This window comes from Brevibacterium sp. FAM 27836 (assembly GCF_051351055.1).
Classification (GTDB): Bacteria; Actinomycetota; Actinomycetes; order Actinomycetales; family Brevibacteriaceae; genus Brevibacterium.
This window is the reverse complement of sequence record NZ_CP195711.1, coordinates 3,608,007-3,629,365: the sequence shown is the minus strand read 5'-3', so window position 1 is coordinate 3,629,365 and position 21,359 is coordinate 3,608,007. Positions and strand designations below refer to the sequence as shown.

General features: G+C 66.6%; 17 protein-coding genes. 5 read left to right on the top strand and 12 right to left on the bottom strand.

The window, feature by feature from the left end:
* The 9 genes from ftsW to mraZ form a co-directional block, all read right to left on the bottom strand.
* Positions 1–1,599, bottom strand: coding sequence for a putative lipid II flippase FtsW (gene ftsW / locus ACSE4D_RS16195; protein ID WP_436326282.1), 1,599 nt, complete (start codon positions 1,597–1,599; stop codon positions 1–3).
* 1 nt (position 1,600) lies between these two features.
* Positions 1,601–3,109 (bottom strand): UDP-N-acetylmuramoyl-L-alanine--D-glutamate ligase, encoded by a 1,509-nt coding sequence (gene murD, locus ACSE4D_RS16190; RefSeq protein WP_205683372.1) that lies wholly within the window; start codon positions 3,107–3,109, stop codon positions 1,601–1,603.
* Between the two features lie 52 nt (positions 3,110–3,161).
* Entirely contained in the window at positions 3,162–4,250 is a 1,089-nt protein-coding gene (gene mraY, locus ACSE4D_RS16185; protein ID WP_135541318.1) for a phospho-N-acetylmuramoyl-pentapeptide-transferase, read from the bottom strand.
* A complete protein-coding gene (locus tag ACSE4D_RS16180; RefSeq protein ID WP_135541320.1) occupies positions 4,247–5,713 on the bottom strand; it encodes a UDP-N-acetylmuramoyl-tripeptide--D-alanyl-D-alanine ligase in 1,467 nt (488 codons plus the stop codon). The genes mraY and ACSE4D_RS16180 overlap by 4 nt, the downstream gene beginning before the upstream one ends.
* A gap of 1 nt (position 5,714) precedes the next feature.
* The gene (locus tag ACSE4D_RS16175) at positions 5,715–7,337 is read right to left on the bottom strand and encodes a UDP-N-acetylmuramoyl-L-alanyl-D-glutamate--2,6-diaminopimelate ligase (protein ID WP_436326281.1); all 1,623 of its coding nucleotides are present in this window, start codon (positions 7,335–7,337) and stop codon (positions 5,715–5,717) included.
* Positions 7,334–9,115, bottom strand: coding sequence for a peptidoglycan D,D-transpeptidase FtsI family protein (locus ACSE4D_RS16170; protein ID WP_436326280.1), 1,782 nt, complete (start codon positions 9,113–9,115; stop codon positions 7,334–7,336). The genes ACSE4D_RS16175 and ACSE4D_RS16170 overlap by 4 nt, the downstream gene beginning before the upstream one ends.
* A 75-nt stretch (positions 9,116–9,190) precedes the next feature.
* Complete coding sequence (locus ACSE4D_RS16165) at positions 9,191–9,748, bottom strand: hypothetical protein (protein ID WP_135541324.1); 558 nt, start codon at positions 9,746–9,748, stop codon at positions 9,191–9,193.
* Positions 9,745–10,707, bottom strand: a complete 963-nt coding sequence (gene rsmH / locus ACSE4D_RS16160; RefSeq protein WP_135541326.1) for a 16S rRNA (cytosine(1402)-N(4))-methyltransferase RsmH — start codon at positions 10,705–10,707, stop codon at positions 9,745–9,747. Before rsmH ends, ACSE4D_RS16165 begins: the two co-directional genes overlap by 4 nt.
* A gap of 168 nt (positions 10,708–10,875) precedes the next feature.
* Positions 10,876–11,307 carry a division/cell wall cluster transcriptional repressor MraZ gene (mraZ, locus tag ACSE4D_RS16155; protein ID WP_135541328.1) on the bottom strand — a complete coding sequence of 144 codons (432 nt, stop codon included), beginning with the start codon at positions 11,305–11,307 and terminating at the stop codon, positions 10,876–10,878.
* Between the two features lie 487 nt (positions 11,308–11,794).
* Between mraZ and ACSE4D_RS16150 the strand changes: the two genes are divergently transcribed.
* From ACSE4D_RS16150 to ACSE4D_RS16140, 3 genes are all read left to right on the top strand, one after another.
* Entirely contained in the window at positions 11,795–12,784 is a 990-nt protein-coding gene (locus ACSE4D_RS16150) for an AAA family ATPase (RefSeq protein WP_135541330.1), read from the top strand.
* A gap of 4 nt (positions 12,785–12,788) precedes the next feature.
* Complete coding sequence (locus tag ACSE4D_RS16145; protein WP_436326279.1) at positions 12,789–14,090, top strand: DUF58 domain-containing protein; 1,302 nt, start codon at positions 12,789–12,791, stop codon at positions 14,088–14,090.
* A gap of 74 nt (positions 14,091–14,164) precedes the next feature.
* Positions 14,165–16,648 (top strand): transglutaminaseTgpA domain-containing protein, encoded by a 2,484-nt coding sequence (locus ACSE4D_RS16140; protein WP_436326278.1) that lies wholly within the window; start codon positions 14,165–14,167, stop codon positions 16,646–16,648.
* 75 nt (positions 16,649–16,723) lie between these two features.
* Here ACSE4D_RS16140 and ACSE4D_RS16135 read toward each other — a convergent pair whose 3' ends face one another.
* From ACSE4D_RS16135 to dinB, 3 genes are all read right to left on the bottom strand, one after another.
* Entirely contained in the window at positions 16,724–17,410 is a 687-nt protein-coding gene (locus tag ACSE4D_RS16135) for a YdcF family protein (RefSeq protein ID WP_436326277.1), read from the bottom strand.
* 193 nt (positions 17,411–17,603) lie between these two features.
* On the bottom strand, positions 17,604–18,011 hold the full coding sequence (locus tag ACSE4D_RS16130) for a DUF3040 domain-containing protein (RefSeq protein ID WP_135541982.1): 408 nt from the start codon (positions 18,009–18,011) through the stop codon (positions 17,604–17,606).
* Between the two features lie 131 nt (positions 18,012–18,142).
* Positions 18,143–19,378, bottom strand: coding sequence for a DNA polymerase IV (gene dinB, locus ACSE4D_RS16125; protein ID WP_135541984.1), 1,236 nt, complete (start codon positions 19,376–19,378; stop codon positions 18,143–18,145).
* 60 nt (positions 19,379–19,438) lie between these two features.
* Between dinB and ACSE4D_RS16120 the strand changes: the two genes are divergently transcribed.
* Complete coding sequence (locus ACSE4D_RS16120; protein ID WP_436326276.1) at positions 19,439–19,984, top strand: hypothetical protein; 546 nt, start codon at positions 19,439–19,441, stop codon at positions 19,982–19,984.
* A complete protein-coding gene (locus tag ACSE4D_RS16115; RefSeq protein WP_436326275.1) occupies positions 19,981–21,324 on the top strand; it encodes a polyprenyl synthetase family protein in 1,344 nt (447 codons plus the stop codon). Before ACSE4D_RS16120 ends, ACSE4D_RS16115 begins: the two co-directional genes overlap by 4 nt.
* Positions 21,325–21,359: the final 35 nt, after the last annotated feature.

Here is a 21,359-nt window from a genome sequence, read left to right as displayed (position 1 = left end):
TCATTTCCTTCTCTTGCGGGCGAGCACGGCGAACGATGATCGCATGCGATCTCTGTGGACGATGATGGCTTCTTCGGCTCCGGGTTCCGTGCGGGCGAACGACAGGAGCACGCCGATGGCCAGGAGCGAGGCGATGATCGACGAACCTCCGTAGGACACGAAGGGCAGGGGCAGGCCGATGACGGGCAGCAGTCCGGTGACGACACCGATGTTGATCGCGGCCTGTCCGATGATGAGGGCGAAGAAGCCGGCAGTGGCGACCTGGACCATGAGGTTGTCCGAGCGCAGGATCACCCGGACCATCCCGTAGCCGAGGACGGCGAAGACGAAGACGACGACGAGCGAGCCGACGAGGCCGAGCTCCTCGCCGATGATGGCGAAGATGAAGTCGTTGTGGGCTTCGGGCAGCCAGGACCACTTCTCGCGGCTGGCGCCCAGTCCGACGCCGAACCAGCCTCCGGAGGCCAGGGAGAACAGGCCGTGGTTGGACTGCCACGCTTGGCCCATCGTGTCGGCGGCGGTCTGGTCGGCGTGGCCGGTGAGCATCGCCTTGATGCGGTTGAGGCGGTTCTCCGACGTGAGGACGAAGAAGACGACTGCGGCGGCGAGGATGCTGCCGAGCAGAAGGAAGTACTTGATCGGGAAACCGCCGATGAACAGGCACACCACAGCCATGGCAATGAAGACGAGGCCGGTCCCGAGGTCGTTGCCGCCGACGACGAGGCCGACGGCGGCGAGCACACCGGGTACGACGGGGACCATGGCGTGGCCGAAGGTGGTGAGCCTGCCGAACTTCTGGGCGAGCGTGAAACCGAGCCACAGGGCCAAGGCGACCTTGAGGAATTCTGAGGGTTGGATCTGGAATCCGCCGAGGCCGATCCAGTTCGCATTGCCCTTCGCGGACTTGCCGAGGCCGGGCACGTAGACCGCCGCCTGCATGGCGAGGCCGACGAGCATCGCCGGCCAGGCGAGCCTGCGCCATACGCTCAGGGGCATGAAGCTGGCGACGACCATGAGGGCGAGGCCGACGCCGGCGAACAGTGCCTGCTTGTTGAAATAGGCGAAGGAGGAGCCCGCTCCCCCGGCATAGGAGGTGATCGACGAAGCCGAGAGCACCATGACGAGTCCGAGGCCGGTGAGGGCGAGCACGGACACGAGGATGATGTAGTAGGTCGTCAGCGGGTAGGCGGAGAAACGCGAATAGTCCTCACGCAGGGCCGTCCAGACCCTTTTGACCACCGAGGGATTCTTCGCCGATGGCTTCTTCCCAGCGCCTGTCTGTCTGCTCTCAGCGGAGGCGGCGGACTTCTTCGCACCGGTTGCCTTGGCCGAGGGCTGAGCCGAGGTTCTCGCCGAGCCGGCCCGCTTCGTCGATTCCGCGGCCGACTTGGGCGCGGTGGTCTTCCGTCCCGTGGTTGTCCGCCCGGCGGTCTTCCGCCCCGAGGTCTTCGCGGGGGCGGTTCGAGGTGCGGCAGTCTTCGTCGCCGCTGGCGCAGATGCCGACGTGGTCGACCTCGCTGGCGCAGATGCGGACGTGGTCGTCTTCGCGAGCTTCCGGCGACGGCGTTCATCCGCCTTCGCGGTGGTCTGCCGGCCCATCTCAGCGTCCCAGTCGGTTCTGGACGGCTTCGGTGAACAGTTCGCCGCGAGTGTTGTAGTTGAGGAACTGGTCCATGCTCGCGGCGGCTGGAGCCAGCAGCACGGTGTCGCCTTCTTCGGCCAGAGCCGCCGCGGCATCGACGGCGGCTGCCGCGACCGCTTCTCCGCGACGCTTGGGCACGCCCGAGTCGACGGCCAGTGCCGGTTCGATGCGGACGACTTCGAGGTCGGGGACGGTGGCGGCGATGGCTTCGCGGTAGGCGGAGTCATCGGCTCCGATGAGCACGAGCGCCTTGATCCGCTCCTGGTGAGCGGTGAAGAGCTCGGTGAAGTCCGCCCCCTTGGGCAGTCCTCCGGCGATCCACACGATGGAGTCGAAAGCGGCCAAGGAGGCGTTCGCTGCGTGGGTGTTCGTCGCCTTCGAATCATCGACCCAGCGGACTCCGTCGGCGTCGGCGACGGTGACCATTCGGTGGGCGCCGAGCGAATGACTGCGCAGGCCGGCCGAGATCGCCTGTCCCGGCACGTCGATGGCCCGTGCCAGGCAGGCGGCGGCAAGAGCGTTGGAGACCTGATGCGGTGCGGGGTCGCTGCCGTCGACACCGGTGGCGACCGCCACGTCGGCGAGGGAGGCGATCTCCGCGGCCGAGGAATAGCGCTGCGGGATGAATGCGCGGTCGACGAGCAGCTCCTCGACGACGCCGAGCTCACCGGGCCGCGGCACACCGGTGGTGAAGCCGATGGCCTTGGCACCTTCGATGACGTCGGCCTCTTCGACCATGTGCAGGGTCGCCTCGTCGGCGCAGTTGTACACGCACGCGAGCTTCGCATTATGGAAGATCTTCGCCTTGTCGGCGGCATAGGCCTCGGCGCTGCCGTGCCAGTCGAGGTGGTCCGGGGCGATGTTGAGCACGGCCGCGGCGTCAGCGCTCATCGACTCCTGCCAGTGGAGCTGGAAGCTCGAGAGTTCGATCGCGAGGACTTCGAGTCCCGGTTCGAGCACGGCTTCGAGCAGCGGAGTGCCGATGTTTCCGCAGGCCTTGGCCTTGAGTCCGGCGGCGAGGAGCATCGACTCGAGCATCGTCGTGGTCGTCGTCTTGCCGTTGGTGCCGGTGATGGCCAGCCATTTCGCGTCATTGGTCCCACGGATGCGCCACGCGAGCTCGACTTCGCCGATGACGGGGATGCCGGCCGCAGCCGCCGCGGCGAGCACCGGCTGGTCCGGTCGCCAGCCGGGAGAGGTGACGACGAGGTCGATCTGACCCTCGGGCAGGGCCTCCACGTGCTCGGGTCCGCGGCGGATGTCGACGTCGAAGACCTCGAGGATCTGCGCCTTCTCACTGACGTCGGCCTGATCATCACCGTCGATGACGATGACATCGGCACCGCGTTCGCCGAGGTGGACCGCCGCGGGGAATCCCGTGACCCCGAGCCCGGTGACGAGGATCCGCAGGCCGGCCAGCGACGAGTTCGGTCCGGTCAGCGCGGCCGGGACCTGCCCGACAGCCACGGTGTCGGAGGCCTGTGCAGCGGACCGGTCGTCTGCGGTCGGGTTCTGCTCATCAGCCAACGCGAGCCACCCAGTCGGCGTAGAAGAGGCAGATTCCGGCGATGACGAAGAGCGCGGCGATGATCCAGAATCTCACCACGATCGTCACTTCTGCCCACCCCTTGAGTTCGAAGTGGTGCTGCAGCGGTGCCATCCGGAACACGCGTTTGCCGGTGGTCTTGAAGGAGGCGACCTGGATGATCACCGAGAGGGTGATGATGACGAAGAGTCCGCCGAGGACGATGAGCAGCAGCTCGGTGCGCGACATGATCGCGAGTCCGGCGAAGGCGCCGCCGATGGCGAGCGAACCGGTGTCTCCCATGAAGATCTTCGCCGGTGAGGTGTTGAACCACAGGAAACCGAAGCAGGCGGCGGCCATGGCTCCGGCGACCATCGCGAGGTCGCGGGGGTCGCGCATGTAGTAGCAGGCGTTCGTGGCCTCGGACATGAGGTTGCAGTTCTGGGTCGACTGCCATGTGCCGATGACGACATAGGCGGCGAACACCACCACCGAGGCGCCGGTGGCCAGGCCGTCGAGCCCGTCGGTGAGGTTGACGGCGTTCGAGACCGCGGTGACGATGAGGTTCGCCCAGATGATGAAGAGGATGAGGCCCAGCACGGCCGAACCGAAGGCGAGGTCGAGGTTCGTGTCCCGAATGAAGGAGATCTTCGTCGACGCGGGGGTCTCTCCGAACGAGTTCGGGAACTGCAGGGCCAGGACGGCGAAGGAGATGCCGACGAAGGCCTGACCGATGAGCTTGGGCACCGGGCGCAGACCCAGTGACCGCTGCTTCTTGATCTTGATGAAGTCGTCGAGGAATCCGACGACGCCGAGTCCCGCGGCCAGCCAGAGCACCAGCAGCCCCGAGGCGGTCGGCACCGAACCGGTGAACAGGTGTCCGAGCAGGTACGCCAGGACCGCGGCGCCGATGATGACGACGCCGCCCATGGTCGGGGTGCCGCGTTTCGTCGCGTGCGAGGTCGGGCCGTCGTCACGGACGAACTGGCCGTAGCCCTGTTTGACGAGCACCCGGATGAACAGCGGAGTGCCGACGAGGGTGAGGATGAGAGCCAGGCAGGCTGCGAGCAGTACGGCAATCATTGGGCCCCCGATACTCCGGCGATTTCGTCCCCGAGGTAGCGCAGACCCGCGTCTCGGGAGGATTTGAACAGGACGATGTCGCCCGGGGCGAGTTCGGAGCTCAGTAGATCCCGCGCCTCGGCGGCGGTGGCCACCCAGATCGCCTCGTTGCCCCAGGAGCCTTCGAGGTTCGCGGCGTTGAAGATCGGCTTCGCGCCTTCACCGACGACGATGGTGCGGGTGATGTTCAGGCGCACGACGAGCTCGCCGATGTCTGAATGCGCGGACACGGACTCCTCGCCGAGTTCGAGCATCTCACCGAGAACGGCGAAGGTGCGGCGGGGCCGGTTCTCCTCATCGCCGCGGCCCATCGAGGCCAGGGTCTTCAAGGAGGCTCGCATGGATTCGGGGTTCGCGTTGTAAGCGTCGTTGAGCACGGTCACGCCCGAGGGCGAGTCGATGAGCTCCATCCGCCAGCGGCTGGCCGCCGAGGAGGTCGACAGTGTGGTCACGATCGACTTCGTGCCGACTCCGCAGGCGTGGGCGATGGCCGCGGCCGCCAGGGCATTGCCGACGTGGTGTTCGCCGATGAGGGCCAGTCGCACCTCAGACGGTTCCTCACCCGGCAGGGTGAGCGTGAACGTCGGGTGCCCGGAGGAGTCGGTGGTCACTGCGGTGCCGCGCACGATCGCATCTTCGGCGCCGACCCATTCGGGCAGGGACTCACGCTGGGAGAACCACAGGGTGGTCACTTCCGGGGTAAGCACTTCGCGCATTCCCGCCACCCGGGAGTCGTCGGCGTTGAGCACCGCGGTCGATCCTGCCGGCAGCGACTCGACGAGCTCGGCCTTGGCACGGGCGGTGTTCTCGATCGATCCGAAGACTCCGGAGTGAGCGGTGCCCACGGCGAGTTCGACGGCGATGTCCGGTCGGATGAGGCTGGTCAGGTAGGCGAGGTTGCCGATCGACCGGGCGCCCATCTCGAGAACGAGGAAGCGGGTGGACTCGCTTGCCCGCAGCGCGGTCAGCGGCACCCCCACCTCGTTGTTGTACGAGTTCGGCGGCCACACCGTCTCGGCAGCACCTGCGAGCAGGTCCGCGGCGAGGTCCTTGACCGTGGTCTTGCCCACGGAGCCGGTGATCGCGATGACGGTGAGCTCACCGTCGGCACGCAGTCCTTCGATGCTGTGCTTGGCCAACAGGCCCAGCGCCTCGGTGGCATCGGCCACGACGACGGTGGGCAGGGGCTGTTCATCGACGGTGGGGACGGATTCGCCGATGATCAGGGCCGCGCCCGCCTCGACGGCGGCTGCGGCGAATTCGATGCCGTCGAAGCTCGCGCCTCGGCGGGCGACGTAGATATCGCCGGGTCCGACTTCTCGCGAGTCGGTCACCACACCGGCGGTCAATGGGGTCTCGGGGTCGATGCCGTACAACTCGCCGTTCAAGGCGGTTGCGATCTCGGCTGCAGTCAGTCGCTTCATATCATCTGTGAACTTTACCTGGTTGTTCGCCGCCCAGTCGCATGGACAGCGCCGAGCGTGTCCGCGCCCGGTCGTCGAATTCAGTCACCGTGGTGCCCACGGTCTGGCCCGTCTCATGCCCCTTGCCCGCAATGAGCACGGTCGTGGACGGGTCTGCGGAGGCGATCGCCTCGTCGATGGCCCGGCCCCGATCGGGGACTTCGATGATCTTTTTCACACGCGCCTGGCCGGCGCTGACGGCGGCATCGACGCCTTCCCTGATGGCGGCGCGGATCGCGGCGGGATCCTCGGTGCGGGGATTGTCGTCGGTGAGAACGATCACATCGGCTTCTCGTGCCGCCGCCTGGCCCATGCCGAAGCGTTTGCCGCGGTCTCGGTCGCCGCCGGCGCCGAAGACGATGACGAGTTCCTCGGAGTCCGCGTGCAGGGTTGCCAGGGCCTTGGCGATCGCGTCGGGGGTGTGCGAGTAGTCGACGATGGCGCGTGGGAGCAGTTCGGGGTGGGATTCCTCGAGCGCCCTGGGCCCGGACACGTCGATGATCTCCATCCGGCCCGGCACCGAGGTCACGAAGCTGCGTCCGATCGCATCGATGTCTTCGGCTGCGACCCCGGATTCGATGAGCATGGCCGCGGCCAGTGCGGTGTTCGTGACGTTGAAATCGCCCGGCAGCGGCGACCGCAGCCGGATCGACCGGAGAGCGTGGGCGCTCTCGCCTTCGGCCCGGTTCGGTCCTGCGGACTCGTCGTCGCCGAGGTGGAGGACGAACTCCGACTCCCCCGGGGTGTGGTCGATGCGCCACTGGCTGCGCTCGTCGCGGCCGAGGGTGCGCACGGGCACCTGTGCGGCGTCGACCATCCGCTCGCCCCATTCGTCTTCGACGACGATGACCGCGCGGTCGGAGAAGGTGCGGGTGAACAGCTGCGCTTTGGCCTCGAAGTACTCCTCCATCGTGTTGTGGAAATCGAGGTGGTCCTGGGAGAGGTTCGTGAATCCGGCCACGGAGAAGTGGGCACCGTCCACGCGGTGCTGGCTCAGGGCGTGGGACGAGACCTCCATCGAGCAGGTGTCGACCTCAGCGGTGCGCATCTTCGCGAACAGGGCGTGCAGCTCCGGGGCCTCCGGGGTCGTGCGCACGCTCGGGACGGTGTCACCGGCGATGAGGATGGCGACGGTGCCGATGACGGCCGTGCGGTGGCCGAGGGCCGCGAGCATTCCGTCGACGAGGTAGGTCGTCGTCGTCTTCCCGTTCGTTCCCGTGACGCCGATGAGTTCGGGCACCGAGGTGGTCCCGTAGACGGCGGCGGAGACGAATCCGAGCACCGCGCGGGGGGCTTCGACGATGAGGGCGGTGACCCCGTCGAGGAGTGCCCGGTCGGACTCGGTTCCACCGAGTGCCTCGGTGACCTGCGTCCAGCCGTGCGAGTCGGTGAGGATCGCGTCGACGCCTGAGCGGATGAGCTCGGGGGCGAATTTCGCTCCGTGGACATTGGCTCCCGGCAGCGCGGCGTAGAGCTGGCCGGGTGCGACCGCACGCGAGTCATGGGAGACTCCCGTGACCTCCTTCTCGGGATCGCCGTGGACGGTGCCGGGGGCGATCGGCAGCAGCTGTGAAAAACGCATCATTTCCATTCTCGGGCAGGCAGCTCGGGTTTCTCGGTCGACGGCGGGATCTTCAGGTGCCGCATCGCGAAGCCTGCGACATCGGAGAAGACTGGGGCAGCGGCCTGACCACCGTAGTAGCCCTTTCGCGGCCGCTGCAATGTCACGGAGATCGCGAGTTCGGGGTCTTCTGCCGGAAGCACACCGACGAAGGACGCGGTGTATCCGTCGTAGCCGCCGCCTTCGGCCGCCGGCGCCTGCGCGGTGCCGGTCTTACCGGCCACCCGGTAGCCCGAGACCTGCGCGGACTGGCCGGTGCCTTCGGCGACGACGCCTTCGAGGATGCGCAGGGTCTCATCCGCGGCCTTCTCGCTCACGACTCGCTGCGTCTTCCCGGGCGGGGTCGACAGGGCCCGGCCCTGCGGGGAGATCATGCCCTCGACGAGGCGGGAGGGCACGTGGACACCGCCGTTGGCGATGGTCGAGATGACGTCGGTGGTCTGCAGCGCGTTCGCGGCCATGCCCTGACCGAACATCACGGTGTACTTCGTGCGGCCGTCCCAGTCCTTGTACGGGTGGAGGATGCCTCCCGTCTCGGCGGGGAAGCCGATCCCCGTGGTCGAGCCGAAGCCGAACCTCTTCATGTATTCGTAGCGCTGCTCCTCGGTGAGCTTCTCGCCGGCGAGGATGGTGCCGGTGTTCGAGGACTGCGCAAGGATTCCGGCGAACGTGAGCTTCTCGTCGGGGTGTTCGTGGGAGTCGCGGAACTCTTCGTTGTTCGGTGCCTTCCATTTGTCGGGAACCGTGAATTCCTGTTCGGGGGTGACCAGTCCTTGGTCGAGCAGGGCGGCGGCCGTGACCATCTTCGCCGTCGAACCGGGTTCGAAGACGTCGGTGAAGATCCGGGAACCGCGGTCCTCGCCGTCGACCTTGCCCGGAGAGTTCGGGTCGACGGTGGGCGCATCGGCGGCGGTGAGGACCCGTCCGGTCTTGACCTCTTTGATGACGATGGACGCGGATTCGGCCTTGTGCTTCTTCCGCTGCTCTTCGATGGCCTGCTGTGCGTAGTACTGCAGGTCCGGATCGATCGTCGTCTGCAGCCCTTCGCCGTCGACGGCGTCCTTGATGTTGTTGTCCCCGAGCGGGATGATCTCTCCGCGCGCACCGCGTTCGTACTGCTGCTGGCCGTCTCTGCCGGACAGCTGATCGTCGTAGGCCATCTCGAGGCCGGCCTGCGCGGTGCCGTCGGAGCTTAAGAATCCGACGAGATTGCCGGCCACCCCGCCGGCGGGATAGGAGCGCACGGCGTACTCCTCGGCGGAGATGCCGAGGACCTCGAGTTTCTGCACGTCCCGCCAGGTCTCCGAGGTCAGTCCTTTGGCCACGGGGTTCCAGCGTTTGTCACCGACGAGTTTCGGGTAGATGAGTCCGGGGTCGGTATTCAGGGGCTTCGCCAGCGCCTCGGCGGCACCCCATGCGCCGACGAGTTTTCCGTCGACCTTGTATTGGGCGACGTTCTGCTGGTCGACGACGAGCTGGTATCGGGAGACGCTGTCGGCGAGCACCGTGCCGTCGGAGGCGAGGATCTGTCCCCGATCGGCCGGTAGGGTCTGGGTGACGAGGCGGTTGGACAGGGCCTTCTCCGCAAGCTTCATCGAGTCCATTCCCTGAATGGACACGAGCCGCACGGAGGTGATGAGCAGAGCGAGGATCGACAGCGCGGCGATGAGGCCCATGCGCAGGCGCAGATTGGGTCCTGCGTTCTTGCGCTTCTTCTTCAGTCGGCTCGTGGCTGGGCCCATTGCACTTGTCCTCGGTCCTTGGCATGGTCGGCGAATGGTTCGGTCAGGCCGTTCCCTGGTCCCGGTGAGCTCGGACTACTTCGGTGACTCCTGGCTCGGAGCCGCGATGTCGTTGCTCGGGCTGCCCCCGACGACCGGGAGCTTCTCATCCGATCGTAGATTGGGTCGGAGGTCTTCGCGTGTATCGGCGCGCGGCCCGGGCACGACTGTGGGCTCTTTCTCACCGCTGACGTCGATTCCCGGGGCATCGATGATCTTCCCGGTCTTCGCGTCGAGGAATTCCGGGGAGGAGTCGCGGACGAGGCCGAGCTCTTCGGCGGCGAGGGCGATGTTCTGCGGGGACTCGCGGTAGGAGTTGTCCTCGACGAGGCGGTCCTTCTGCTCGGCCAGCGCTTCCTTCTCCGAGGTCAGCTGGTCGACCTTGTAGGAGGTGTGGGACACGAAGATGTTGAGCAGCAGCACGGCCACGAGTGTGGCCACGAGGATCCCCACGCACAGCAGCGAGAAGGGCAGACGCGATTTCGGCAGCTCGAACTTCAGCAGACGCAGCTTCGCCGCGCTGCCTGCTTCTTCGAGGCGGCGGTGACGTTCGGGGAAGTTGTGCTGGCGGGCTCTTGCCGTGGAGTTGCTCACGATCGTGCCTCCCTGATCTTCTGCACTGCCCGCAGTCGGACGCTGGCCGCCCGCGGGTTGGTCTCTGCCTCTGCTTCGTCCGCCTTCTCTGCGCCCCGAATGATCTCGGTCAGCCAGGGTCGGAGGTCTTCGGGGACCACCGGCAGGTCCGGTGGCGCCGAGGAGGTCGTGGCCTTGCGCAGCGTCTTCTTCACGATGGTGTCTTCGAGCGACTGGTAGGACTCGATGACGGCCACTCCCCCGATGTGCAGGGCTTCCAGTGCCGCCGGCAGCGCAGTGCGCAGCACCCCGAGTTCGTCGTTGACCTCGATGCGCAGGGCCTGGAAGGTGCGTTTGGCGGGGTGGGACTTCTTCTTCGTCTGCGGGATCACGCGGCCGAGCATCGCGGCGAGCTGGTCCGAGGTCTCCCACGGTGTGTGTTCACGGTCGGTGACGATGATCTTCGCGATCCTGCCCGCCAGCTTCTCTTCGCCGTATTCGCGCAGGATCCGTCGCAGCTCGGCTTCGGAGTAGGTGGCGAGCACCTCGGCGGCGGTGAGCTCCTGCGTGCGATCCATGCGCATATCCAGGGGCGCGGGCCGGGAGTACGAGAATCCGCGATCGTCTTCGTCGAGCTGCAGGGAGGACACTCCGAGGTCGAGCAGGATCGCGCTGATCGCGGCGATGCCGAGGTCATCGAGGACTTCGGGCAGCTCATCGTCGACGGCGTGGACGATGTCGGTGCGATCGGCGAAGGGGGCCAGGCGTGTGGTGGCGATGTCGATGGCCTGCAGGTCGCGGTCGATGCCGACGAGGTGGACATCGGGAAAAGCCTGGAGGACGGCTTCGGAGTGGCCGCCCATGCCCAGTGTGCCGTCGACGACGACGGGGGTGATTCCGGCTTCGCGAGCGGCCTCGACACCGACGCCGATGAGTTCGACCACGCGTTCGAGGAGCACCGGTACGTGCTGAGCTGTCATGCGTTGGTCCTTCGTCAGTGGGTGGTTCGGGGGTGCGTGCTGCTGGAGCCAGAACCTTGCCCGCCGCGGCCCTGCCACCGGGGAAGTGTGTCAGGACGTCCGAGCTTCGGAAACGGGGAAGTTCCCCGAAACTCGAGCACGGCGGGCAAGGATCAAGCCCGAGCAGAATCAGATCACTCCGGGGATCACCTCCTCTTCGCGTTCGGCGAAGGCCTGCTGAGCGCCGACGAGGTAGTCCTCCCAGGTCGGTGCGTCCCAGATCTCGACTCGGTTGCCCATGCCGATCACTGCGACCTCCCGATCAAGTGATGCGTACTGCCGCAATATGTTCGGGACCGTGATGCGCCCCTGTTTGTCCGGTTGGTCCGCAAAAGCCGCCGACAGGAACACACGCTGGTAATCGCGGGCTTCCTTATTCGTCTTCGGCGCGTTCTGGATTCGCTCGTGCTCGGCTTCGAACTCCGTGGTGGGGAACAGGGTGAGGCAGTTCTCCTGGCCACGAGTGAGGACGAGTCCGGGCGACAGCTCCTCGCGGAACTTTGCGGGCAGGATGAGGCGACCTTTGTCGTCGAGCTTCTGCATATGAGTGCCCAAGAACATGTCGTCTCACCCCTTTCGGAAACCCATTGGCTCCGATAGCAACCACAGTACTCCACTTCCCTCCACGTATTCCAGCTTCTTGTCCGACCGACGTTGAAGCTCTTATGTTTTCCCAGGTCAGATAGGTGGAGGAAAGTGGGGAAAATTTTCCGTCGGTGCGTCGCCGGCGTGGTCGAAAGCCATGAAACCGTGGTCCCCTGGTGCCGGTTGACCGCTTCGGAGAAGGCCGGTCAAGTGGCCGAGATCCGCGAGTTCTCGCGGATCTCACCGGATCCTCCCGCCGAGGTGGAGCACAGCGGGGAGGAAAGTGGAGGGTCCACGTGGAGGAAAGTGGGGAGCGCAGTGGGGAGGCCAATGGGGAGCGCAGTGGGGAGGATGCTGGGGAGCGCAGTGGGGAGGATGCTGGGGAGTGCGGTGGGGAGGGCTCTGGGGAGCCTGAAAGAAGCTCGTGTGGCTGGGGCCGCGGGCATGAGGAACAATGGAGGGTATGTCGATCAGCCAAGAAGGTACACAGACCAATTCCGTGATCGGTGCCGAACACATCGAATGGGTGCAGCACCTGACCTCGCGGGCGCGCACGGCGATGAACGCGGTGCTCGAAGGCAAGGACGAAGCGGTCGGGCTCTCGCTCATCGCGCTGCTCGCCGGCGGCCATGTCCTCCTCGAAGACGTTCCGGGGGTCGGCAAGACCCTCCTCGCCCGTGCCATGGGCAAGGTCGTCGACGGCTCCGTGCGCCGCATCCAGTTCACTCCGGACCTGCTGCCCACCGACGTCGTCGGCGTCAACCTGTTCAACCAGGAGACCCGGCACTTCGAGTTCCGGCAGGGCCCGGTGTTCGCGAACATCGTCATCGCCGATGAGATCAACCGCGCCTCGCCCAAGACCCAGTCGGCGATGCTCGAGTGCATGGCCGAAGGACAGGCGACGATCGACGGGCAGACCTACCAGATGCCGACGCCGTTCATCGTCGTCGCCACCCAGAACCCGATCGACATGGAGGGCACCTACGCCCTGCCCGAGGCGCAGCGCGACCGGTTCCTCACCCGGATCTCGCTCGGCTACCCCGCCACGGCCGATGAGGTCGACCTGCTGGACAATCAGATCCAGAACGATCCGCTGGAGTCCGCGACGGCGGTGACGAACCTCGAGCAGATCACGCAGGCACGCACCATCGTCCGGCACGTCTCGGCGAGTCGTCAGCTGCGCGAGTACATCGTGGCGATCCTCCAGGCCACCCGCGATGATCAGGCGATTCTGCTCGGCAGCTCGCCGCGCGGCGGCGTTCACCTGCTGCGTGCTGCCAAGGCCCGGGCGGCACTGTCGGGGCGCACCTTCGCCACCCCCGATGATGTGCAGGCTCTGGCGCCGTACATCCTCGCCCACCGCATCATCCCCCGCGATGGCGACGACTCGGATCTGGCCGCGGACCTCATCGGCCGCGTACTGGCCCGCGTGCCCGTCTCGGCGAACCAGTGACGGCATGCGACTGAGCACCTCGGGAATCATCTTCGTCCTCGCCGGGGCGGCCCTCATCATCACGGCCTACCGCTTCGCCCTGCCCGGACTGCTTCCGGCCGGGCTGCTCCTGCTCGGACTCGTCGTGCTCTCGGCGCTGCTCGTCCTGTGGGGCACCCGACGCGTGTCGATCGCGATGAGCACCAACGTGCATCAGGTCTTCCTGCCGGGCGGCCGGGACCGCTATCCGCTGGCAGCCGAAGGCAAGGAGGTCGAGATCGAGGCGCAGGTGACCAATATCGGTCAGCTCGCGATCCCCTCTGCGACCATCGACTTCGTCGCCGCCGAGGGTTTCGGCGACTCCACCTCCGGTGAGGTGCCGGCCTTGAGCCAGCGGGCTTCGCAGACCGTGCTCACCTCGTTCACACCGCACCGGCGTGGGGTCTCCGGCATCGAGTCGGTGCTCCTGACCGTCTTCGGCCCCTTCGGACTGGTCAAGATGAAGCGGAAGGTCCATGGGGCCTTCCCCGTCGCCGTGTCCGTTCCGCACCTGGGCGCACGCATTCCGAAGGATTCGTCGATCCGGCCCGCCCGCCTCGACGACGGCAAGATCCGCTCCGGACACACCACCCGCGACTTCCACACGCGTGAGTATGTGCCCGGTGACGATCTGCGGCACGTCCACTGGCCCTCGACCGCGAAGTCCGGTGAACTCATGGTCCGCCACGAGGCCGATGAGGAGACGCTGTACGCGCTCATCCTCGTCGACCTCGCCGCCGATGCCGACGCCGCGGAACCCAGTGACCTCGAGATCGAATTCCTGCTGGCGGCGGCAACGGCTGCCGGAACCGCTTTCCTGCGAGCCGACTACGAAGTCAATGTCGTCGCCCCCCGCTACCAGATCAGATTCAAAGGAGCGCGCGACATCGACAAGCTGCGTCTTCTCTCCGCCCTTGTTCGCCCGGGCAGAGTCGAGCTTCCCGCACATGACAACCCGAACCACATCGTCATCTGTTCCGTCGGTGATGAGCGCGGTCAGGAGCTCGCCTCGCACTTCTCGCGTCGCGTGCCCGTGACTCTGCGCACGCTCAGCGAGATCGGCGACATGACGATGATGGGCCTCAGCGAGGACCTGCCGGAGTCATGGACGACGTTCGAGTCGAAGCGCCCGACCGCCAGAGGGCAGGGCAAGGGAACGGGCGGACGCCCAGGTACCACCGGTAGGCCGGGCACGAACTCCGGCGCGCAGGGCGCTGGCTCCGACCCAGCGGGCGCGGCTCCCGGCACGTCCGGGACGAACTCCGGAACAGAGGGGGTGCGCCGATGAGCCTCGATGCTCCTCCCACTCGTTCGCATGGCGATTCCACGGCCGAACCACCGTCTCAGTCTGCTTCCGATGCCGTGACGACGAACGATTCGCGTCCGCCCACCGGCTGGCTCGAGGCGATCATCGTATTCGCTGCGATGACGCTGACCGCTGTGGCCGTGTCCGCGGTGTTCAAGGATTTCGCCTGGCTGGCGCCCGTCCTCGTGTCGGTCGGTCTCGTCGTCCTCGTCGGCGCCGTGTTCCGCAGCGTCCCGGTGCTGCGTTCGAGCGGCACCGCGGTCATCGCCCAGTGTGCGGCCGGGCTCGTCGCCGTCTTCGTCGTCTGCGCGAAGGGCACTCTGCTGCTCGGCTTCATCCCCACGGGCAGCTCGTTCGGGAAGGTCATCGACCAGCTCTCGGCCGGTGTCAGCGATCTCTACGCGACCGCTCCCCCGGCCGCGAGCACCCCGGGCTTCACCGCGATGCTCACGATCGCCTTCACCCTCATCACGATCCTCATCGACGGCCTCGTCGCCGACCTCCGGGCTCCGAAGGTCGGCGGTGTGCTGCTGCTCGTACTGTGGATGATCCCCGTGTACTTCGCCTCACAGGAGGTGCGGTGGTGGCATATCGTGGCGATCCTCGCAGCCTTCCTGCTGCTCATTCTCAGCCCGTATCTGCCGGCCACACGCTGGCGCGGCGGGATGACCGCGGTTCTCGCCGGTGCCCTGGCTCTGGCGATCGGCCTCGGTCTGCCTCTGCTGCTGCCGCCGGTGCCGAGTCTGCCCGACCGAGCGTCGAAGGGGCAGGGCGATCTGACGGTGACGAACCCGTTCCTCAATCTGCGGCAGAACCTCGGCGATCGTGACGATGCGACTCTGTTCAGCTATCAGACCACCGGGGAGGACTCCGATCCGGTACGACTGACCTCGATCGATGACTTCGACGGAGAGAACTGGGCGCCGAGCCCGTTCAGCCTCGATCCCTTCGCGATCGCCACCGACGGGATGCCCTGGCCCGAGGGAATGCCGCGGGATAAGAACTTCAAGGAAGAGACGATCGACGTCGCCATCGGCGATGAGTACGACCAGCAGTATCTTCCTTCGCCCTATGCTCCGCAGCAGCCCGACGGCGTGGACCGTCGATGGATCTTCGATGAGAAGACACTGACCGTGGTGGGCAACGGCGAGAAGACCGGCGGTCTGCAGTACTCGATGGACTACCTGTCGCCGAATCCCGACGTCAAGGACCTCCAGTCCGCGACGCCCGTGGACAAGAAGGACTTCGACACCGAACTCGAGGTTCCCGATTCCCTGCCTGCCAGCGTGCAGGAGACCGCCGAGCGGGTCACCGCCGATGCGGAGAACCAGTGGGAAGCGGCAGTGCTGCTGCAGGCGTACTTCCGCGGCGGCGACTTCGAGTATTCGATCGACGCCCCGGAGCGGGCCAGCGGAGACGCGATCTCGGACTTCCTCGCAGACAAGAAGGGCTACTGCGTCCAGTTCTCCTCGGCCATGACGATCATGGCGCGGACGATGGGGATTCCGGCGCGCATCGGCGTCGGCTTCGCCGGAGGTGAGAAGGCCGACGGCGGTTTCGATGTGAGCATGCAGGATTCGCATGCCTGGCCGGAGCTCTATTTCGAGGGCGCCGGTTGGGTCCGCTTCGAGCCCACGCCCGGTGGGCCAGCCGGTGATCCTCCGAAGTGGACGCTGGCCAGCGGTACCGATGAGAACGAGGACAGCGACGAATCGGAGTCGGCGAGCCCGAGCGAAGAGCCGACAGAGGAGACCTCCGCCGCCGGGAACGACGAGTCCGAGGAGGCAGGCGATGAGGAGACGAGCACTCAGGCCGCCGAACCGGCCGGGGCAAACCTGACCACCTACGTGTGGGTGGGCGTCATCGTGCTCGCTCTGCTCCTGCTCGCGGCCATTCCCGCCATCTGGCGGTCGATTCTGCGTTCGCGTCGGACGAAGGATCCGCACGACCTCGAGGCGGTCTGGACGGAGGTGCGGGCCCTGGCTACCGACTACGGGCAGAGCCTGGACCCGAGCCGGACGCTGCGCTTCAACGAGCTCATCCTCGCGGGAACGCTGCCGACCGCCGCCTCCGGGTCAACCGGTACGGCAGGTGGCGCTGGAACAGCAGGTGGCGCCGGCTCGAGCACGGCAGGTGGCGCTGCATCAGGCGGGGCCGGTCCCGCCGCCGTCGAGGTCGATCCCGAGACCGGTGAGCCCCTCCGCAGGTCCGCCGCCGCGGTGGCCGCAGGTTCCTCCGGCACCGCTGAGGAATCCGATGGTGGTGTGAGTGCCGCTGAACGTTCGGATGAACGGCTGCGTCGTCTGCAACGCCCGGCACCGAACGAACCGGATGATCGGGGCCGGGATGACTCCGCGCTGTCGGCGTTCGTCGACGCTCTCGAGGCGAAGCGCTACGGGGCCGCTGCCGAGTCGCTCGACGACTCCGAGGTGCGCGCGCTCATCGATGAGGTCGGCACAGACCTGTCCGAGCGAGCGACTCCTGGCAATCGGATCTCAGCGAAGATCTGGCCGGCAAGTCTCTTCAACCGTCCGAAATGACGACGCAGAAGCGCTGAGGGCCGAGACGCCCTGACTGCGGACGGCGACTGCTGCCGCACGCACCCGGGCGGGTGTCTACAGCGAGTTCGACCGGTCGAGTTCTCGCAGGGCCAGCAATCCCCTGACCGCGGCGATCGGTTTGACGACAGGCAGTTCACCGAACCGATAGTCGCCTCCCCGCACGAGTCGTCGACCGAGGTCGGGCCTCAGCTGCCAAAGATGGTCGCGCGCCTTCTCGGCGTGATGGGAGTTCGACACGATGCTGATCGTCGATTCGGCTCGCAGCTCCTCGTCGATGAGCGGGATCGCGTTGAGGATGTTCTCCCACGTCGTCGCGCTCTCCGTCTCGAGGCGCATCCTGCCGGTGAATCCCAGCTCCTCACGAGCGAAGCGTTCGAGGATCATCGCTTCGGGCCGCCGTCCGGCGACGGCTCCCCCGCAGAGGATGAGCACGGCCGATCGTGCCCGCGGGTCGACGGTCCGCAGCCCGGCACGGACTCGGAATCGGTTGATCCCATTCGCTCGTTCGCCTCGGTTCCCATAGCCGAGCACCACGATGATCTGATCACCACCAGCCACCTGTTCGGCTGTTCCAGCAGCGCAGCTGGCCACCTGTTCGGCTGTTCCAGCAGCGCAGCTGGCCACCCGTTCAGCTGTTCCGGCAGCGTGGCTGGCCACCCGTTCAGCCACTCCGCCGACGGCGCGTCCGGCCCCTGGCCCGGCCGCACCGCGAGCTGCACGCCCGGTCGCACGGCCAGACACGCCACGACCGTCCCCGAGCCGCCGACGACTCGACCTCAGATGAGTCAACTCCCCAAAGGAGAAAACGACTCCCAGGACTGCACCGACGATCCCGGCACAGAACGCGAAACGCGCGAACGCCTTGCGGATGAAGTCGGCGGGCACAGAAAAAGGCACCCTCATTCTGAGAGTGCCTTGATCGTGAGGATCGGGGTCATTCGCCGCGCTGGCGCTTTTCCCACCGGTCTTCGAGTCGGCTCATGAAGCCGGCATTGCCCTTCTCGCTGGTCTTCGCTCCGGCGGTCCGGCCCTCCGTCTGCGTCGTGTGGACGTGACCGGGACGGCTGAACGCCCAGTACATGCCCGCGACCATGAGACCGAATCCGACGACGCCGAGGGCGATCCACCAGGTCGAGTCCGACACCAGCGTGATCGCGAGGATCGTCGCTGCGAGTCCGGCCAGAGTGACGAGGATGCCGAGGACGAAGCGCTTAGCGGAGAATCCCGGGCCCGTTGCCGCGGCTTGGGTTTCCGAGATATTGCGTGCAAAACGAGGGTCTTCACTGCGCAGCTGCTTCTCCAGTTGATCCAACAGCTGCTGTTCGTGATCGGAGAGTGGCATCTCGAACCCCCGTTTCCCTACTCAAGTCTTTGACTCAATCATAGTCTCTGAGCACCGAAAAAACATCTCGGGGGCCGCTGATCGCCCGGATTCCCACTGGGTCTTCAGACTATGGTCCAGCTCACCGTCTGTCAGGGCTCCTGCCGCTTGCGCAGAAGTGAGGCCTGAGAGATCGCCTCGGTCCCGAAACGCCGCCTCACCTCGTCCAGGGCCACCTCCGCTTCTCGGCCCGAATGCTCCGGTTCATCCAAGGTGGCCTGCCGTCCCGTGACGGCGAAGTCGATGAGGCCGGCTGCTCGCACCCCGAGCAGTCTGACTCCCTGCGTCCGCTGCTCGCGCAGCTTGCGCATCGCCGGCCGCAGCGCCTCGTACATCTCTCGCGCCAGATCGCTCGGAGCCGAGAGCGTGACCGACCGCGACAGAGTGGTGAAGTCGCCAAGCCGGTATTTCAGCCCCAGGGTCGTCGCGACCTTCCCCTCGGCCCGGACGCGGTAGGCGACCTTGTCAGCCAGTCGCAGCAGCTCATGTTCGAGCACGTCGAGGTCCCAGATGTCCTCACCGAAGGTGTTCTCCGCGCTGATCGAATGCTCTTTGGCCTGCCGGTCGAATCCGCCGGAGTCCTGACCGTGAGCGGCCCGCCACAGCTGATGCCCGTGAGCGCCGAAGACGCGTCCGGCCCACGCCTCGTCGACGGCCGCGAGGTCGCCGATGAGCCGAATACCGTAGCGGGAGAATCCCTGCTGCGTCTTCTCCCCCACCCCGGGCAGGGCTTCGATGGGCATCGGGTCGAGGAACTCCTGGGTCTTCGCCACCGGAACGAGCAGCTGCCCGTTGGGCTTCGCTCGGGTCGAAGCGAGCTTCGCCACGACCTGGCTGCCGGCGATGCCCACCGAGGCACTCAGGCCCGTGCGCTGCCTGATCTGCTCCCGCAGCCGCGTGGTGATCTCCACGGGCGAGCCGAGGCGGCGCACCGCACCGGAGACGTCGACGTAGGCTTCGTCGACGCTGACCTGTCGGACATCGGGGGTCACCTCGGCGACGAGGTCGAAGACCTGGCGGGAGAAGGAGGAATACAGGCCGTGCGAAGGCGGGATCACCTCGGCGAAGGGGCACAGATTCATCGCCCGGGACATCGGCATCGCCGCGTGAACACCGAACTCGCGGGCCTCATAGCTGGCGGAGACGACGACGCCGCGGCCGCTGCGACCGCCGACGATGACGGGGCGACCGATGAGCTGCGGACGGCTGAGCAGCTCCACGGAGACGAAGAACGAATCCATGTCGAGATGGAGCATCGTGGCACCGACGTCGTCGGTGCCCAGTCGACTGAGGTCACCTCCGGATCGCGCCAGCTGCTTCCGACTCATCGCCTGCCCCTCGCGTCAGTTCCTTTCGGCTCCGCCGAACAGTCCAGGTACTCTTGAATCATGGTATCGCGCACCGCTGTCATGACACTGCCCATCGCCGCCGCTCTTGCCCTTGCGGGCTGCTCCGGAGCCGATGAGGGCACGACCGACTCGACCCCGACGAGCGAACAGACCTCTTCTGCACAGGCGACTCCGTCGGACTCCGAGACGGCATCGGCCGAAGCCTCGGAGGAAGCGACCGGTCAGGATCCCGACACCTCGAACGACGTCAAGGATCTGCCCGACTACGTCAAGCCCTACCCGAAGTCGAACGTCCTCTCGGCCTCGATCGTCAAGGCGCACAACGACAAGGACACGAAGCAGCCCGAACAGGTCAGCCTCGTCGTCGCTGCGAAGGCCGAGGCCAAGGACATCTTCAAGTTCTACGACGAGGAGCTCGGCAAGGCCGACTTCGAACCGCTCGGCGACGAGGTGAAGACGAAGAGCGCCCGCGTGCAGAATTTCAAGCACAAGGACAACGACAGCGTCCTCGTCGTCACCGTTGCCGACGACTCCGCCGACAAGGCGCAGTCGATCGTCACCGTCGGCGGAAACATCGTTTCATGACCGACGACCAGTCAGTGACGCGGGACGAGACACCTGCGTCGGGTCTGCCTGCGTCGGCAGCTTCCGGCCCGTCTGCATCCGCTCGTGCCGGACAGGCGGCACCGGCCTCCTCCCGCCCGTCCCCACTCGTCGCCACGCTCGATTCGCCGCAGAGCATCGCTGCCGCGGTGTCCGCTCAGCTCGAGAGCTTCCTGGCCGAGAAGGCCGCCGAGTTCGAGTCCATCTCCCCCGATGCGGACGCGATCGGCGAATCGCTCATCGCGTTCACCCGCGGCGGCAAACGGATCCGCCCCGTCCTCCTGTGGTGGGGCTTCCAGCTCGCCGGAGGAGTCGTCGGCGACGCTGCTTCGGAAGGCAGAGATGCCGCGGAAGGCGGCGCCGAGGTGGCCACGGGCTTGGCACAGGCAGCCGGGTCGCTCGAGCTGCTGCATGCGGCGGCGCTCATCCACGATGATCTCATCGACAACTCGGACACCCGTCGCGGTGAGCCCGCACTGCACCGACAGTTCGAGGCCCGCCACAGGAAGTCCGGTCTGCACGGCGACGGTGCCTCGTTCGGCGTCTCCGCGTCGATCGTCATCGGCGATATCTGCCTGGCACTGAGCGAAGAGCTGTTCGAACGTGCGCAGGAGACGTTGGGCAGCACCCGGTTGGTCCGGGAGCTGCGCGGAACCGTCCGCCGGGACGTCATGGTCGGTCAGTACCTCGATGTCCTCGCCGAGGTGATCCCCCTCGACGACGCTCGCATCGCCGATCGTGCGTGGGAGGTCCTGAGCTTCAAGTCAGCGAAGTATTCGGTCGAGCAGCCGCTGCTCCTCGGCGCGGCACTGGCCGGGGCCGAAGAGGATCTGCTCGCCGAGATCTCCGATTTCGGCCTGCCTCTCGGTCAGGCGTTCCAGCTGCGCGACGATGTGCTCGGCATCGCCGGTGACCCGCAGGCCACGGGCAAACCCGCCGGTGACGACATCAGGGAGGGCAAGCGGACGGTGCTCATCGCCGAAACCGCGACCCGGATCTCCCCGGCTCAGTTCGAGGTCCTCGCCGCGCGCCTGGGCGATCCAGACCTCTCCGATGCCGACGTCGCCGAATGTGTGGAGATGATCACCGCGTCAGGCGGCCTCGGTGCCGTCGAAGAGTTCATCGCCGCTCAGCACGCGAAGGCCGCAGCGATCGTCGATGCCTGGGCGGCTGCGGGGGAAGCGGACTCGACCGACTCGACCGCCCCGCTTTCTGCGGGGACAGCGGAAGTGTCGGCCGCCTCGGCGAGTATCCGCATCGGTTCTGCCGCGCAGGACCGACTCCGGGAATTCGCGAAGGCGCTGAGCTACCGCACCAGCTGAACTGCCTGAGAACGCGAGGGCATGATCTTGAGAAT

Coding starts and splice junctions, on each gene's coding strand:
- ACSE4D_RS16175 (WP_436326281.1), bottom strand. CDS start 7,337: ATGATGCGTTTTTCACAGCTGCTGCCGATCGCCCCCGGCACCGTCCAC.
- ACSE4D_RS16145 (WP_436326279.1), top strand. CDS start 12,789: ATGCGACTGAGCACCTCGGGAATCATCTTCGTCCTCGCCGGGGCGGCC.
- ACSE4D_RS16170 (WP_436326280.1), bottom strand. CDS start 9,115: ATGGGCCCAGCCACGAGCCGACTGAAGAAGAAGCGCAAGAACGCAGGA.
- dinB (WP_135541984.1), bottom strand. CDS start 19,378: ATGAGTCGGAAGCAGCTGGCGCGATCCGGAGGTGACCTCAGTCGACTG.
- ACSE4D_RS16150 (WP_135541330.1), top strand. CDS start 11,795: ATGTCGATCAGCCAAGAAGGTACACAGACCAATTCCGTGATCGGTGCC.
- mraY (WP_135541318.1), bottom strand. CDS start 4,250: ATGATTGCCGTACTGCTCGCAGCCTGCCTGGCTCTCATCCTCACCCTC.
- ftsW (WP_436326282.1), bottom strand. CDS start 1,599: ATGGGCCGGCAGACCACCGCGAAGGCGGATGAACGCCGTCGCCGGAAG.
- ACSE4D_RS16120 (WP_436326276.1), top strand. CDS start 19,439: ATGGTATCGCGCACCGCTGTCATGACACTGCCCATCGCCGCCGCTCTT.
- rsmH (WP_135541326.1), bottom strand. CDS start 10,707: ATGACAGCTCAGCACGTACCGGTGCTCCTCGAACGCGTGGTCGAACTC.
- ACSE4D_RS16115 (WP_436326275.1), top strand. CDS start 19,981: ATGACCGACGACCAGTCAGTGACGCGGGACGAGACACCTGCGTCGGGT.
- ACSE4D_RS16180 (WP_135541320.1), bottom strand. CDS start 5,713: ATGAAGCGACTGACTGCAGCCGAGATCGCAACCGCCTTGAACGGCGAG.
- ACSE4D_RS16130 (WP_135541982.1), bottom strand. CDS start 18,011: ATGCCACTCTCCGATCACGAACAGCAGCTGTTGGATCAACTGGAGAAG.
- mraZ (WP_135541328.1), bottom strand. CDS start 11,307: ATGTTCTTGGGCACTCATATGCAGAAGCTCGACGACAAAGGTCGCCTC.